Here is a 15821-nt window from a genome sequence, read left to right as displayed (position 1 = left end):
GGGGTGTAGTTCCAATTGGTAGAACAGCGGTCTCCAAAACCGACGGTTGGGGGTTCGAATCCCTCCACCCCTGCCACACAATATATGTGAACAGTGAATAGGGAACAGTGAATAGAAACGCACGATGAAAGTTATGCTGTTATCTATTCACCATTTACCTTTCACTTTTACCCGATTTGTATAATTAGGAATTAAGAATGAGTGCACAAACTGAAACGCAAACGAGTTCTTTTGACGGCATCAAGTGGGTCGTCGCCATTGCGTTATTAGCTGCAGCGGTAGTCGGTAACTACTATTATGGCGAGCAAGTATCGATTCTGTATCGCGCCATTGGCGTGGTTATTCTAGTTGCAGTTGCAGGTATCGTTGCTGGCATGACCGACAAAGGTCGTCGCTTCCGTGCATTCGCTAAAGAAAGCCGCACTGAAGTGCGCCGAGTCGTTTGGCCTACGCGTCAAGAAACGACCCAAACTACGTTAATTATTCTTGTTGCTACTGCAATTGTGTCGCTGATCTTGTGGGGAATGGATGCCATTCTCGTGCGGGTCGTCGGCTTCTTTACCGGACTGGAGTTTTAATCAATGACTGCTCAAAAACGCTGGTACGTTGTTCAAGCTTTTTCAGGCTACGAAGCGCGGGTTGCAAACTCCCTGCGTGAGCACATCAAAATGCATGGCATGGAAGACAAGTTCGGTGAAGTTCTCGTTCCAACTGAAGAAGTTGTTGAAATGCGTGCAGGTCAACGCCGCAAGAGCGAGCGTAAGTTCTTCCCTGGTTATGTGCTCGTCGAAATGATCATGGATGAAGATTCATGGCACTTGGTGAAAAGCATTCCACGTGTACTTGGTTTTATCGGTGGCAAACAAGATCGCCCAACGCCAATTACCCAGAAAGAAGCGGATACTATTTTGAATCGTCTGCAAGAGTCAGTCGATAAGCCGCGTCCGAAAACGATGTTCGAGCCAGGCGAAATGGTTCGTGTTAATGACGGTCCGTTCGCAGACTTCAACGGTACTGTTGAAAGCGTCGATTACGAGAAGAGCCGCTTGACGGTATCGGTCTCAATCTTCGGCCGCGCAACGCCAGTAGAACTCGAGTTCGTGCAGGTAGAAAAAGCCTAATAACCCAAAGTAAAAAGTGAAATGAAAATAGGTAATAGAAAGAGCTAAACCAAGATCTATCTCTGTTATCTATTTACTGTTCACAATTTACTCTTTTTGATTGCAATCGGTGGCGATTATGCATATAATTCGCCTCCTTTTTTATATCGGGGAGCCGTTAGAGTAAGTCACCTCTTCGTTTTTACAGGTGCCGAGAGGCAGTAAAAATGGACGATTTACAAGGCGCTAGACCCACAACAAGAGGCAATAAGCAATGGCTAAGAAGTTAAAAGCTATCATCAAGCTGCAAGTAGCAGCCGGTGCAGCTAACCCATCACCACCTGTTGGTCCTGCTTTGGGTCAGCACGGTGTAAATATCATGGAATTCTGTAAGGCATTCAACGCAGCGACTGGCGAACTTGAAAAAGGCGCTCCAGTTCCAGTTGAAATTTCTGTCTTCGAAGACCGTTCTTTCACGTTTATCACTAAAACTCCTCCAGCGGCCTTCTTGCTGAAAAAAGCAGCAGGCATCAAGAGTGGTTCAGGTCGTCCAAACACTGAGAAAGTGGGTACTGTTACCCGTGCTCAGTTAGAAGACATTGCGAAGGTTAAAGAGCCAGACTTAACAGCGGCTAGCCTTGACGCAGCAGTACGTACTATCGCCGGTTCAGCTCGTGCGATGGGCCTGAAAGTGGAGGGTCTGTAAGATGGCTAAATTGAGCAAACGTGCACGTTTAATTCGTGAGAAAGTTGAAGCGCGTGATTATGAAATCAACGAAGCAATCAACTTGTTGAAAGAACTGGCAACTGCCAAATTCAAAGAAAGTGTTGATGTCTCAGTAAATCTGGGTATCGACGCTCGTAAATCGGACCAAAACGTCCGTGGCGCAACTGTATTACCAAACGGTACCGGTCGCGAAGTTCGTGTTGCAGTATTTACTAGCGGCGCGAATGCAGAGAAAGCGAAAGCTGCAGGTGCAGACATCGTTGGTATGGAAGATTTGGCTGAGCAAGTGAAGAAAGGCCAAATGGACTTTGACGTTGTTATCGCTTCTCCAGACGCAATGCGCGTAGTTGGTATGTTAGGTCAAATCTTAGGTCCACGTGGCCTGATGCCTAACCCAAAAACGGGTACGGTTACTCCTGATGTTGCGACTGCTGTGCAGAACGCAAAATCTGGTCAGATTCGTTATCGCAACGATAAAGCGGGTATTATCCACGCGACTATCGGTAAAGTTGATTTCGATAACGACAAACTGAAAGAAAACTTAGAAGCACTGCTTGTTGCATTGAAGAAAGCGAAGCCTTCTTCTGCAAAAGGTCAGTTCATCAAGAAAGTCAGCTTATCAACCACTATGGGCGCTGGCGTTGCCATCGACCAAGGTTCATTGGCTGCTGTTAAGTAAAGGTTTGTGGGTTGGGGCTAACGCTCCCATCCAAGACCGCAGGTGTATCGCGGCTGATTCCTGAGAAGGAATAATAAGCGACACTTAATGTCCTGCGCAGATGGTGATATCCGACTCAGACTCTCTGGGTAGAGATTCACCGTGACAACGTGACAGATGCTGTGCTGGTCTGTCTATGTGTAACGTTAGCCTGAGGCTTTGCCGAAGGCTTAATTAAGAGGTGATATCAGTGGCACTAGGTTTAGCAGCAAAAAAAGCAATCGTTAAAGAAGTTAACGAAGTTGCTTCAAAAGCTCTATCCGTCGCTGTTGCTGAGTATCGCGGAATGGAAGTTGCGGACATGACTGTCCTGCGTCGTCAAGCTCGTGAGCAAGGCGTGTATCTGAAAGTTATTCGGAACACTCTGGCTCGTCGCGCATTTGTCGATACGCAGTTCGAGGACATGGACCCAGCACTGAAAGGTCCTTTAGTTTACGGATTTTCTTTGGACGCGCCTGGTTCTGCTGCGCGTTTGTTCAAAGACTTTTCGAAAGACAACAAGCACCTGAAAGTAACTGCTCTGTCAATCGGTAACGGTTTGATGGGTGCAGATAAGCTAGAAGCGGTTGCTTCACTTCCGACTCGCGACGAAGCATTGGCGAAATTGCTGGCCACCTTCAAAGCGCCTGTTAGTAAGTTCGTTCGTACTATCAACGAAGTGCCTACTAAGTTTGTGCGTGTGTTGGCGGCAATTAAAGACGCTAAATAGAAGCGGTTTTTTTAACCAATTTTTTGTAATTTATAACCCAGGAGTTTAGAGTTATGGCTCTTACTAAAGAAGATATTTTGAATGCAATCGCTGAAATGCCAGTTATGGATCTTGTTGATCTGATCGCTGCTGCAGAAGAAAAATTCGGTGTTGACGCATCTGCTGCTGTTGCAGTAGCAGCTGGTCCAGCTGCTGCCGGTGCAGCTGCTGAAGAAGAAAAAACTGAATTTGACGTAATCTTGAAAGCTGCCGGTGCTAACAAAGTTGCTGCTATTAAAGCAGTACGTAGCGCTACCGGTTTAGGCTTGAAAGAAGCGAAAGACATGGTTGAATCAGCTCCAGTAGCAGTGAAAGAAGGCATCGCGAAAGCGGACGCTGAAGCACTGAAGAAAGAGCTTGAAGAAGCCGGTGCGGAAGTTGAACTTAAGTAAGCAACTGCACGAAATAAAAGCGGCCTTTTAGGCCAAGGGCTGGTGACTTTTGGGTCACCAGCCTTTTTGCGCTGTTAAGCATGTATCATTTTTGCCCGTTCTTGGGGTGCATGCTCGCGGTGACAAAAACGGGAACGACAAACTAATACTGGTTTGTTTTTAACTACTGACTCCTTCGGTAGTTAGGGTCATCAATCAGCTAGCTGAGGAACCCCATGGCGTACTCCTACTCTGAGAAAAAACGTATTCGCAAGGATTTCGGTAAACGACCTCATGTACTTGAGGTACCTTACCTGCTGTCAATCCAATTAGATTCATTTAAAAAATTCATCGATCCGGATCCAGATGCTAATTATGGCCTGGAAGCGGCGTTCCGCTCAGTATTTCCGATTACCGCATATTCCGGTAACTCAGAACTACAGTACGTGAGCTATCACTTGGGTGAGCCTGTATTTGACGTCAATGAATGTCAAATCCGTGGCATTACCTATTCTGCTCCTTTGCGCGTCAAACTGCGCTTAGTTTTGTACGACAAAGAAGCGGCAGCAGGCACTGTAAAAGACATTAAAGAGCAAGAAGTCTACATGGGTGAAATCCCCCTGATGACTGACAACGGTACTTTTGTTATCAATGGTACCGAGCGCGTAATCGTTTCTCAGTTGCACCGTTCGCCAGGCGTATTCTTTGACCATGACAAGGGTAAAACCCATTCGTCAGGTAAAGTTCTGTATAACGCACGGGTTATTCCATACCGTGGTTCTTGGTTAGATTTCGAGTTTGACCCGAAAGATAACGTATTCGTTCGTATTGACCGTCGCCGGAAATTACCAGCGTCGATCATTTTGCGTGCGCTTGAGTACAGCACCGAAGAAATTCTCGATATGTTCTTCGACACTACGTACTTCCAATTCAAGAGCAAAAAAGTGTTCATGCAATTGGTACCAGAGCGTCTACGCGGCGAAACTGCCAAGTTTGATATCAAAAACGATGATGGCGAAATCATCGTTGAGAAAGGTCGTCGCATCACCGCGCGCCATATCAACCAGATTGCTCAGCTGAACCAGCCAGAAATGGAAGTTCCACTCGAATATCTCGTCGGCAAAGTCCTAGCCAAAGACTGCGTTGAGAAGAAAACGGGTGAAGTTATAGCTACTGCCAACAGCGAATTGACCCTTGAGCTGTTAGCGAAGTTACGTGAAGCTGGCTTTAAGAAATTCGAAACGCTGTTCGTGAATGACTTGGATCACGGTCCATACATGAGCGAAACCTTGCGTATCGACACCACTTCAAATCGCCTCGAAGCATTGGTAGAAATCTACCGGATGATGCGTCCTGGTGAGCCGCCAACGAAAGAAGCGGCAGAAAACTTATTCGAAAACTTGTTCTTCAGTGAAGACCGCTATGACTTGTCAGCAGTCGGTCGCATGAAGTTCAACCGTCGTTTAGGTCGCGATGACTTGACTGGCTCAGGCACTCTGAGCAAAGAAGACATTGTTGAAGTCATGAAGAAGCTGATCGAAATCCGTAACGGTCTTGATGAAGTCGATGATATCGACCACTTGGGTAACCGTCGCATTCGTTCAGTGGGCGAAATGGCTGAAAACCAATTCCGCGTTGGCTTAGTCCGTGTTGAGCGTGCCGTGAAAGAACGCTTAAGCTTGGGTGACCTAGATGCCATCATGCCGCAAGATTTGATCAACGCGAAGCCAATCAGCGCCGCGGTGAAAGAATTCTTCGGTTCGAGCCAATTGTCGCAGTTCATGGACCAAAACAACCCGCTCTCAGAAGTCACGCATAAGCGTCGTATTTCTGCATTAGGGCCGGGCGGTTTGACTCGTGAACGTGCAGGTTTCGAAGTTCGTGACGTACACCCAACGCATTATGGTCGGGTTTGTCCAATCGAAACTCCAGAAGGTCCGAACATCGGTCTGATCAACTCATTGGCAACGTTTGCGCGTACCAATGAATACGGTTTCCTAGAAACCCCATACCGTAAATTTGAAAACGGTGTGGTCACCGACGACGTCGATTATTTGTCAGCCATTGAAGAAGGTAACTTCGTCATTGCACAGGCAAACGTTGCGTTGAACGAAAAAGGTGAGTTAATTGACGACTTGGTTCCGTGCCGTCACAAAAATGAATTTACGCTCATGTCTAAAGAGCAAGTTCAATACATGGACGTTGCCCCGCAGCAAATCGTATCGATTGCAGCGAGCTTGATTCCATTCCTAGAGCACGATGACGCCAACCGTGCCTTGATGGGTTCAAACATGCAACGCCAAGCAGTTCCGACTTTGCGTGCTGATAAGCCGTTGGTTGGTACCGGTATTGAGCGTACGGTTGCCGTTGACTCTGGTGTTACTGTAGTCGCGAAACGTGGTGGTGTAGTCGATAAAGTTGACGCTAGCCGCATCGTCGTGAAAGTAAACGAAGAAGAAATGGTACCGGGTGAAGCAGGTATCGATATTTACAACCTGACCAAATACACCCGTTCAAACCAGAACACCTGTATTAACCAGACCCCGACAGTCAATGTGGGTGAGCCGGTTATGCGTGGTGACGTATTGGCTGACGGTCCGTCAACTGATATGGGTGAATTAGCGTTAGGTCAGAACATGCGCGTCGCGTTCATGCCGTGGAATGGTTACAACTTCGAAGACTCGATCCTCATCTCTGAGCGTGTCGTGCAAGAAGATCGTTTAACCACTATCCACATTCAAGAGCTGAACTGTGTGGCACGTGATACCAAATTAGGCGCAGAAGAAATCACTTCTGATATCCCGAACGTTGGTGAGTCAGCATTGAACAAACTTGACGAGTCAGGTGTTGTTTATGTAGGTGCTGAAGTCAACGGTGGCGATATCTTGGTGGGTAAAGTAACTCCGAAAGGCGAAACTCAGCTCACTCCTGAAGAGAAACTCTTGCGAGCTATTTTTGGTGAGAAAGCGTCTGACGTAAAAGATAGCTCTCTGCGTGTACCAAACGGTGTTACTGGAACGGTTATTGACGTTCAAGTATTCACTCGTGACGGCGTTGAGAAAGATAAACGTGCGGTTGCTATTGAAGAGATGCAGCTCAAACAAGTTAAGAAAGACTTAACTGACGAGTTCAAGATTCTTGAACGCGGTATTTTTGAGCGCGCTCGCACTTTGCTACTCGCCAATGGGTTTGATGAGTCAAAACTGGCTGGCTTAGAGCAGAGCAAATGGCTGACGCAAAACTTGAAGAAAGAAGCTGCACAAAAGTCGCTTGAGCAAATTGCTGAGCAGTACGAAGAATTACGTACTGACTTCGACAACAAGTTTGAGAACAAGCGTCGCAAAATCACCCAAGGTGATGATTTAGCGCCAGGCGTTCTGAAAATTGTCAAAGTGTATCTTGCTGTTCGCCGCCGTATCCAACCGGGTGATAAGTTAGCAGGACGTCACGGGAACAAAGGTGTTATTTCAACCATCGTTCCAGTGGAAGACATGCCATATGACGAGCATGGTAATCCTGTCGACATCGTATTGAACCCGTTGGGTGTACCGTCGCGGATGAACATTGGTCAGATCCTTGAGACGCATTTAGGCTTAGCGGCTCGCGGTATCGGTACCAAAATTGAAAATATGTTGAAGCAGCAGGTTAAAGTTGCCGAAATGCGTGAATTCTTGCAGAAGGTTTATGCGTTAGGTGATTCGCGTCAAGAAGTCGATATTAATGACTTCAGTGATGATGAAGTGCTGCGTCTTGCCGGCAACTTGAAGAAAGGCTTGCCGACCGCAACGCCAGTATTCGATGGTGCTGTTGAGAGCGAAATTAAAGAACTCCTGAAGTTGGGTGATTTGCCAGAGTCAGGTCAGATTACTTTGTATGATGGCCGTACCGGTGACCGGTTTGAGCGTGATGTAACAGTAGGTTACATGTACATGCTGAAATTGAACCACTTGGTTGATGACAAAATGCATGCCCGTTCTACCGGTTCATATAGCTTGGTTACTCAGCAGCCGCTGGGTGGTAAAGCGCAATTCGGTGGTCAGCGCTTCGGTGAGATGGAAGTGTGGGCACTGGAAGCTTACGGTGCTGCTTATACGCTGCAAGAGATGTTGACAGTGAAGTCGGACGACGTGAACGGTCGGACGAAGATGTACAAAAACATTGTCGACAACGATCTGCGGATGGAAGCAGGTATGCCGGAATCGTTCAACGTATTGTTGAAGGAAATCCGCTCGCTCGGTATCAACATTGAGTTGGACCAAGACTGAGACACCACCGGACGCAAATTGCCAGGAGATAAATCGTGAAAGACTTATTAAAGTTCTTAAAACCAATGAACCAGACCGAAGAGTTCGATGCTATTCGCATCGGACTCGCGTCGCCGGACATGATCCGCAGCTGGTCATTTGGTGAAGTGAAGAAGCCAGAAACGATCAACTACCGGACGTTTAAGCCGGAGCGTGATGGTTTGTTCTGTGCTCGGATCTTCGGTCCAGTCAAAGACTACGAGTGTTTGTGCGGTAAGTACAAGCGCTTGAAGCACCGTGGCGTGATCTGTGAGAAGTGTGGTGTCGAAGTGACGTTGACGAAAGTTCGTCGCGAGCGCATGGGCCACATTGAACTCGCAAGTCCAGTTGCGCACATTTGGTTCTTGAAGTCACTGCCAAGCCGTATCGGTTTGATGCTAGATATGACCTTGCGTGATATCGAGCGTGTGCTGTATTTCGAATCATATGTGGTTACTGAAGCTGGGATGACATCGCTTGAGCGTGGTCAAATTCTGACTGAAGAAGAATACCTCGATTCATTAGAAGAGCACGGTGACGAGTTCGAAGCGAAAATGGGCGCAGAAGCAATTCTGAGCTTGTTACATCACATTGATATCGAAGCCGATATCAAAGTGTTGCGTGAAGAGCTGCCAGAAACCAACTCTGAAACTAAGCGGAAGAAAATCAGCAAGCGTCTGAAACTGCTTGAGTCATTCCACTATTCAGGCAACAAGCCAGAGTGGATGATCCTCAAAGTATTGCCAGTACTGCCACCTGATTTACGTCCATTGGTGCCGTTGGATGGTGGTCGTTTCGCGACTTCTGACTTGAACGACTTGTATCGCCGTGTGATTAACCGGAATAACCGTTTGAAGCGTCTTCTTGACCTCGCGGCTCCGGATATCATCGTGCGTAACGAAAAACGTATGCTGCAAGAAGCGGTTGATGCCTTGTTAGATAACGGTCGTCGTGGCCGTGCTATTACCGGTACCAACAAGCGCCCACTGAAATCTTTGGCCGATATGATCAAAGGTAAGCAAGGTCGTTTCCGTCAAAACCTTTTGGGTAAGCGGGTTGACTACTCAGGCCGTTCGGTTATTACCGTGGGTCCTAAATTGCGTCTGCATCAGTGTGGTTTGCCGAAGAAAATGGCATTGGAATTATTCAAGCCGTTCATCTATGGCAAGCTTGAAGGCCGTGGCTTAGCTACGACCATCAAAGCAGCGAAGAAAATGGTTGAGCGCGAAATCCCAGAAGTTTGGGACGTACTCGACGAAGTCATCAAAGAGCACCCAGTACTGTTGAACCGTGCACCAACCTTGCACCGTTTGGGTATCCAAGCGTTCGAACCAGTACTGATTGAAGGTAAAGCGATTCAGTTGCACCCACTCGTGTGTGCGGCCTACAACGCCGACTTCGACGGTGACCAAATGGCCGTTCACTTGCCATTGACTCTCGAAGCACAGCTGGAAGCGCGTGCGTTGATGATGTCGACCAATAACGTCTTATCACCAGCCAGTGGTGATCCAATCATCGTGCCTTCACAGGACGTTGTATTGGGTCTGTACTACATGACTCGTGAAAAGGTGAATGGCAAAGGCGAAGGCATGATCTTCAAGAATGCCAAAGAAGCCGAAAAAGCTTATCGTACTGGCGCCGTGCAATTGCACTCGCGCGTGAAAGTGCGCTTAGCTGAAACGCTGATCAGTGAAGAAGGTGAAGAATCACATACTTCGACTATCTACGACACCACAGTGGGTCGTGCGATCTTGTCGTTGATTCTGCCTGAAGGTATGCCATTCGACATGATTAACCAGTCAATGGGCAAAAAGCAGATCGGTCGTTTGTTAAACCGTTCTTATCGTGACTTGGGTCTGAAGAAAACTGTCATCTTCGCTGACCAAATCATGTACACCGGTTTCCATTACGCCATGATCGCGGGTGCCTCTGTAGGTATCGACGACATGGTTATCCCAGCAGCGAAGAAAATCATCATCGATGCAGCGGAAGAAGAAGTAGCGGAAATTCAAGAGCAGTTCGAGCAAGGCTTGGTAACTGCTGGTGAGAAATACAACAAAGTTATCGACATTTGGTCTACCGCCAACGAGAAAGTCTCGAAAGCGATGATGGAAAACTTGTCGAAAGAAACCGTTATCAACGCTAAAGGCGAAGAAGAACAGCAAGACTCGTTCAACTCTGTCTACATGATGGCCGATTCTGGTGCTCGTGGTAGCCCCGCGCAGATTCGTCAGTTGGCTGGTATGCGTGGTTTGATGGCGAAGCCAGATGGCTCCATCATCGAAACACCAATTACAGCTAACTTCCGTGAAGGTTTGAACGTACTTCAGTACTTCATCTCAACTCACGGTGCTCGTAAAGGTTTGGCCGATACGGCATTGAAGACTGCGAACTCCGGTTACTTGACGCGTCGTTTGGTCGACGTGGCACAAGACGTCGTTATCGTTGAAGAAGATTGTGGCACTTTAGAAGGTCTCTACATCAAGCCATTGATTGAAGGTGGTGACGTAGTTGAGCCATTGCGTGAGCGCGTATTGGGTCGTGTAGTTTGTGACGACGTGATGATGCCAGGCAACGATAAAGAAGTGCTGATTGCACGTAACACGCTTCTCGACGAGAAAATGTGTGACTTGCTTGAAGAACACTCAATCGACGAAGTTAAAGTACGCTCGGTTATTACCTGTGACACCGACTTCGGTGTGTGTGCCAACTGTTATGGTCGTGACCTAGCACGTGGACACATGGTCAACCAGGGTGAAGCAGTTGGTGTTATCGCTGCCCAGTCTATCGGTGAGCCAGGTACGCAGTTAACGATGCGTACGTTCCACATTGGTGGTGCGGCATCTCGTGACTCTGCGGCGAACAACGTCCAAGTGAAGAACAAAGGTACGTTGAAGCTGCACAACGCGAAATACGTTGAGAACAGTGACAAGCACTTGGTTATCACTTCACGTTCAACTGAATTGACGCTAATCGACGAGTTTGGTCGTGAGCGCGAGCGCTATAAAGTACCTTACGGTGCGGTTCTGAAGAAGAACGAAGGCGCTGCAGTTGATGCGGGTGAGATTGTTGCTAACTGGGATCCACATACGCACCCAATCATTACTGAGGTAGCGGGTCGTCTGAAGTTTGTTGACTTGATTGATGGTGTCACTATGACCCGTCAAACGGACGAACTGACTGGCTTGTCGAGCATTGTTGTACTGGAAACGGGTCAACGTACCAGTGCCGGTAAAGACATGCGTCCAATGGTGAAATTGGTTGATGCCAAAGGTAAAGATGTAAACATCGTGGGCACTGATATGCCTGCGCAGTACTTCTTACCTGGTAACGCCATTATCAACTTGGAAGACAACGCGGAAGTGAAAGTAGGTGATACGGTTGCACGTATTCCACAAGAAGGTTCAAAAACACGCGATATTACCGGTGGTCTGCCGCGCGTTGCCGACTTGTTCGAAGCACGTCGTCCGAAAGAGCCAGCTATCCTTGCAGAAGTGTCAGGTACAGTGAGCTTCGGTAAAGAAACGAAGGGCAAACGTCGTCTGATTATCATGCCTCTTGACGGTGGTGATCAGTACGAAGAGATGATTCCTAAGTATCGTCAGTTGAACATCTTTGAAGGTGAGCAAGTGACTAAAGGTGAAGTTATTGCCGATGGTCCTGAAGCTCCGCACGATATCTTACGTCTGCGTGGCGTGAGTGCATTGGCGAACTACATCGTCAACGAAGTGCAGGAAGTTTACCGCTTACAAGGTGTTAAGATTAACGATAAGCACATCGAAACGATTGTTCGTCAGATGCTGCGTAAGGCAATTATCTTGAGCCCAGGCGAGACCGAACTACTCGAAGGCGAAATGATGGAACTGAGCGAAGTCTTAGCTGCCAACGCAAAAGCGGAAGCAGAGAAGAAAATGCCAGCGACATTCGAGCGTCAGTTGTTAGGTATCACCAAAGCGTCACTGTCGACGGAATCGTTTATCTCAGCCGCGTCGTTCCAAGAAACGACTCGCGTGTTAACCGAAGCCGCGGTGCAGGGCAAGCAAGATCCATTACGTGGCTTGAAAGAGAACGTTATTGTGGGTCGCTTGATTCCAGCCGGTACCGGTTTCGCATATCACCGCGAACGTGCGCGCAAGCGTGCTGAAGCAGCAGACATGGTAGCGGCTCCAAAAGTCACTGCTTTGGAAGCTGAGCAGCAACTTGCCGATGCATTGAATGCAGGTAACGATGTCGACACGAGCGACAAAGATACGGACAATAGCGCTGATTAATCAGTAAGCTGTCGGTAAATATGACAAGAGCCAGCCGGGAAGCCGCGCTGGCTCTTTTGTTTCTATCCTTGACAGTCCAATTATTGACCTATAAAATTCGGCCTCCCCATATTCGGGCGCTTTGCTTGTGCTTAGCGTTTAGGTTCACCCACGAAGCGGGGAAATTGGATTTTTCATTCTGTTGAGTACATCAACATAAGCAGGAGTATTGAATGGCAACAGTTAACCAGCTGGTGCGCAAAGGTCGTCAAAAGCCGGTTGTGAAAAGCAACGTTCCGGCGCTTGAGGCTTGCCCACAAAAACGCGGTGTATGTACCCGTGTTTATACGACCACCCCGAAGAAGCCAAACTCTGCATTGCGTAAAGTATGCCGTGTGCGTTTGACGAACGGGTACGAAGTATCTTCGTACATTGGTGGTGAAGGTCACAACTTGCAAGAGCACAGTGTCGTGTTAATCCGCGGCGGCCGTGTAAAAGACTTGCCAGGTGTGCGTTATCACACAGTGCGTGGCGCACTTGACTGTGCGGGCGTAAACGACCGTCGTCAAGGTCGTTCTAAGTACGGCGCGAAGCGGCCCAAATCTTAACGGTTCTCCGTTAGTAAGGCCAAACACTGTAATTTAAGTTTTGGGTAATACCCTGAATTAATCGGAGAAATTGAGATGCCAAGAAGACGCGTCATAGGTCAACGTAAAATTTTACCAGATCCTAAGTTCGGATCAGAGTTGTTGGCTAAGTTCATCAATGTCGTCATGGTTGACGGCAAGAAAGCAGTAGCAGAAAAAATTATCTACGGTGCATTAGATATCTTGGCTGAAAAGTCGAGCAAATCGCACTTAGACGTATTTGAAACCGCATTGGATAACGTGCGCCCTGCAGTGGAAGTAAAATCACGCCGTGTTGGTGGTTCTACTTACCAAGTGCCAGTGGAAGTACGCCCAGTGCGTCGTAATGCCCTTGCAATGCGTTGGTTAGTTGATGCTGCGCGTACACGGGGTGAAAAATCCATGGCTCAGCGTCTGGCAGGTGAAATGCTAGATGCGTCAGAAAACAAAGGCTCTGCTGTGAAGAAGCGTGAAGACGTCCACCGTATGGCCGAAGCGAACAAAGCGTTCGCACATTATCGCTGGTAAATTCACAAGTAACCCTAAGAGGTATTTATTGTGGCTCGACAAACTTCGATTGAGCGCTATCGTAATATCGGTATCTGTGCTCACGTAGACGCAGGTAAAACGACCACGACCGAGCGCGTGTTGTTCTACACCGGCCTATCTCACAAAATTGGTGAGGTACATGATGGTGCGGCAACAACCGACTGGATGGAGCAGGAGCAGGAGCGTGGTATCACTATCACCTCAGCTGCCGTAACTTCATTCTGGCGTGGTATGGATGCGCAGTTCCCTGAACACCGCATCAACATCATCGATACTCCAGGACACGTTGACTTCACTATCGAAGTAGAACGTTCACTGCGTGTTCTTGATGGTGCCGTTGTTGTACTGTGTGCGTCTTCTGGCGTACAACCACAAACTGAAACGGTATGGCGTCAAGCCAACAAATACGAAGTACCACGTATGGTATTCGTAAACAAAATGGACCGTGCAGGTGCAGATTTCTTGCGCGTTGTCGGTCAGATCAAATCTCGCTTAGCAGCTGTTCCAGTGCCAATTCAGTTACCAATTGGTGCAGAAGACAACTTCAAAGGCGTTATCGACTTGATCAAAATGAAGGCTATTAACTGGACTGAAGAAGACCAGGGTATGACCTTCACTTATGAAGAAATTCCAGCTGAACTGCGTGACGAAGCTGAAGCTTATCATGCTGACCTCGTTGAAGCTGCGGCTGAAGCGAACGAAGAGTTCATGAACAAGTACCTTGAAGAAGGTGACTTGACTGAAGCTGAAATCAAACTTGGTTTGCGTCAGCGTACACTGAACAACGAAATCGTGTTGTGTCTGTGTGGTTCTGCATTTAAGAACAAAGGCGTTCAAGCAGTATTGGATGCGGTTATTGAATATCTTCCATCGCCTACTGAAGTAAAAGCGATTCGCGGTATTCTTGAAAACGGTGAAGAAGGCATTCGTAAGTCAGACGACAAAGAGCCGTTCTCAGCGTTGGCATTCAAAATTGCAACCGACCCATTTGTTGGTACATTAACTTTCTTACGCGTTTACTCGGGCGTGCTGGCACAAGGTGACAGCGTATTAAACCCAGTGAAAAGCAAGAAAGAGCGTATTGGCCGTATGGTTCAGATGCACGCGAACGACCGTAAAGAGATCAAAGAGATCTTGGCCGGTGACATCGCTGCAGCTATCGGTTTGAAAGACGTTACTACGGGTGACACTTTGTGTGACCTGAACAACGTGATTACACTTGAGCGCATGGAATTCCCTGAGCCAGTAATCTCGGTTGCTGTTGAACCAAAAACCAAAGCTGACCAAGAAAAAATGGGTATCGCTTTAGGTAAGTTGGCTGCAGAAGATCCGTCTTTCCGCGTGAAAACTGACGAAGAGTCGGGTCAAACGATCATCTCTGGTATGGGTGAATTGCACCTTGATATCATTGTTGACCGTATGAAGCGTGAATTTAAAGTGGAATGTAACGTAGGTAAGCCGCAAGTTGCTTATCGTGAAACTATCCGCTCTAAAGTGGAAGTGGAAGGCAAGTTCGTACGTCAGTCAGGTGGTCGTGGACAGTTCGGTCACGTCTGGTTACGTATTGAGCCGATGGAATTCGACGCAAACGACGATGAAACTCCAAACTATCAGTTCGTGAACGAAGTCGTTGGTGGTGTAGTACCGAAGGAATACATCCCTGCGGTCGATAAAGGTATCCAAGAGCAAATGACCAATGGTGTACTTGCTGGATACCCAGTTCTTGGCGTGAAAGCGACTCTGTATGATGGTTCATACCACGATGTCGACTCTTCAGAAATGGCGTTCAAGATCGCTGGTAGCATGGCGTTCAAGAAAGGTGCATTGCAAGCTCGTCCTGCATTGCTCGAGCCGATGATGAAAGTCGAAGTTGTTACTCCTGAAGATTTCATGGGTGACGTAGTAGGTGACTTGAACCGTCGTCGCGGAATCATCGAGGGCATGGAAGATGGTCCTGGTGGTCTGAAAGAAGTTCGCGCTCAAGTTCCATTATCAGAAATGTTCGGTTACGCTACTGACCTGCGTTCGCAGACTCAGGGCCGTGCATCTTATGCAATGGAATTCTTGAAGTACGCTGAAGCACCAAACAACATTGCTGAGCAGGTCATTGCTGCACGTTCAGTGAAAGATTAAGTAGAGTCTGGTCCGGTTCTACATGGGACCGGACTTTTAACTTAAGTTAAGGAAAAGTCATGGCAAAAGAAAAATTTAACCGCGTCAAGCCGCACGTTAACGTCGGTACTATCGGCCACGTTGACCACGGTAAAACTACTTTGACTGCTGCGATCACTACCGTTTTGGCTAAAACCTACGGTGGTTCTGCGAAAGACTTCGCAATGATCGATAACGCACCAGAAGAGAAAGCTCGTGGTATCACCATCTCAACTTCACACGTTGAGTACGATACTCCAGCACGTCACTACGCACACGTTGACTGCCCAGGACACGC

General features: G+C 47.8%; 12 protein-coding genes. All 12 read left to right on the top strand.

The genetic code is table 11. The features are described 5' to 3' along the window. Nucleotides 1-197: 197 nt before the first annotated feature. Nucleotides 198-578, top strand: a complete 381-nt coding sequence (gene secE / locus ACN0S4_RS13260; RefSeq protein WP_169930589.1) for a preprotein translocase subunit SecE — start codon at nucleotides 198-200, stop codon at nucleotides 576-578. A gap of 3 nt (nucleotides 579-581) precedes the next feature. After that, nucleotides 582-1121: a transcription termination/antitermination protein NusG gene (gene nusG, locus ACN0S4_RS13255; RefSeq protein ID WP_417658108.1), complete on the top strand. Its 540-nt coding sequence runs from the start codon at nucleotides 582-584 to the stop codon at nucleotides 1119-1121. Nucleotides 1122-1374: 253 nt separating this feature from the next. Continuing rightward, on the top strand, nucleotides 1375-1806 hold the full coding sequence (gene rplK, locus ACN0S4_RS13250; protein WP_169930587.1) for a 50S ribosomal protein L11: 432 nt from the start codon (nucleotides 1375-1377) through the stop codon (nucleotides 1804-1806). Nucleotide 1807: 1 nt separating this feature from the next. Next, nucleotides 1808-2506, top strand: coding sequence for a 50S ribosomal protein L1 (gene rplA / locus ACN0S4_RS13245; RefSeq protein WP_417658107.1), 699 nt, complete (start codon nucleotides 1808-1810; stop codon nucleotides 2504-2506). Between the two features lie 229 nt (nucleotides 2507-2735). Continuing rightward, the gene (gene rplJ, locus ACN0S4_RS13240) at nucleotides 2736-3254 is read left to right on the top strand and encodes a 50S ribosomal protein L10 (protein ID WP_169930585.1); all 519 of its coding nucleotides are present in this window, start codon (nucleotides 2736-2738) and stop codon (nucleotides 3252-3254) included. 53 nt (nucleotides 3255-3307) lie between these two features. Beyond that, nucleotides 3308-3685, top strand: a complete 378-nt coding sequence (gene rplL / locus ACN0S4_RS13235; RefSeq protein WP_169930584.1) for a 50S ribosomal protein L7/L12 — start codon at nucleotides 3308-3310, stop codon at nucleotides 3683-3685. A gap of 215 nt (nucleotides 3686-3900) precedes the next feature. After that, nucleotides 3901-7929 carry a DNA-directed RNA polymerase subunit beta gene (rpoB, locus tag ACN0S4_RS13230; RefSeq protein ID WP_417658106.1) on the top strand — a complete coding sequence of 1343 codons (4029 nt, stop codon included), beginning with the start codon at nucleotides 3901-3903 and terminating at the stop codon, nucleotides 7927-7929. A 35-nt stretch (nucleotides 7930-7964) separates the two neighbouring features. Further along, nucleotides 7965-12218 carry a DNA-directed RNA polymerase subunit beta' gene (gene rpoC, locus ACN0S4_RS13225; RefSeq protein WP_417658105.1) on the top strand — a complete coding sequence of 1418 codons (4254 nt, stop codon included), beginning with the start codon at nucleotides 7965-7967 and terminating at the stop codon, nucleotides 12216-12218. A gap of 212 nt (nucleotides 12219-12430) precedes the next feature. Further along, nucleotides 12431-12805, top strand: coding sequence for a 30S ribosomal protein S12 (gene rpsL / locus ACN0S4_RS13220; RefSeq protein WP_126763550.1), 375 nt, complete (start codon nucleotides 12431-12433; stop codon nucleotides 12803-12805). Nucleotides 12806-12880: 75 nt separating this feature from the next. Beyond that, nucleotides 12881-13351, top strand: a complete 471-nt coding sequence (rpsG, locus tag ACN0S4_RS13215; protein WP_169930581.1) for a 30S ribosomal protein S7 — start codon at nucleotides 12881-12883, stop codon at nucleotides 13349-13351. A 30-nt stretch (nucleotides 13352-13381) separates the two neighbouring features. Then, nucleotides 13382-15505, top strand: coding sequence for an elongation factor G (gene fusA, locus ACN0S4_RS13210; protein WP_417658104.1), 2124 nt, complete (start codon nucleotides 13382-13384; stop codon nucleotides 15503-15505). Between the two features lie 59 nt (nucleotides 15506-15564). Continuing rightward, the coding region (locus ACN0S4_RS13205) for a GTP-binding protein (RefSeq protein WP_417658103.1) at nucleotides 15565-15821 on the top strand (257 nt) is incomplete at its 3' end.

It is taken from the genome of Pseudidiomarina aestuarii (genome assembly GCF_048263735.1).
GTDB classification, from domain to species: domain Bacteria; phylum Pseudomonadota; class Gammaproteobacteria; order Enterobacterales; family Alteromonadaceae; genus Pseudidiomarina; species Pseudidiomarina aestuarii_B.
This window is presented reverse-complemented; position numbering and strand designations above follow the sequence as displayed.

Bases quoted from the DNA above. Each gene is read 5' to 3' on its own strand.
- secE (WP_169930589.1), top strand. From the start codon at position 198: ATGAGTGCACAAACTGAAACGCAAACGAGTTCTTTTGACGGCATCAAG.
- nusG (WP_417658108.1), top strand. From the start codon at position 582: ATGACTGCTCAAAAACGCTGGTACGTTGTTCAAGCTTTTTCAGGCTAC.
- rplK (WP_169930587.1), top strand. From the start codon at position 1,375: ATGGCTAAGAAGTTAAAAGCTATCATCAAGCTGCAAGTAGCAGCCGGT.
- rplA (WP_417658107.1), top strand. From the start codon at position 1,808: ATGGCTAAATTGAGCAAACGTGCACGTTTAATTCGTGAGAAAGTTGAA.
- rplL (WP_169930584.1), top strand. From the start codon at position 3,308: ATGGCTCTTACTAAAGAAGATATTTTGAATGCAATCGCTGAAATGCCA.
- rpoB (WP_417658106.1), top strand. From the start codon at position 3,901: ATGGCGTACTCCTACTCTGAGAAAAAACGTATTCGCAAGGATTTCGGT.
- rpsL (WP_126763550.1), top strand. From the start codon at position 12,431: ATGGCAACAGTTAACCAGCTGGTGCGCAAAGGTCGTCAAAAGCCGGTT.
- rpsG (WP_169930581.1), top strand. From the start codon at position 12,881: ATGCCAAGAAGACGCGTCATAGGTCAACGTAAAATTTTACCAGATCCT.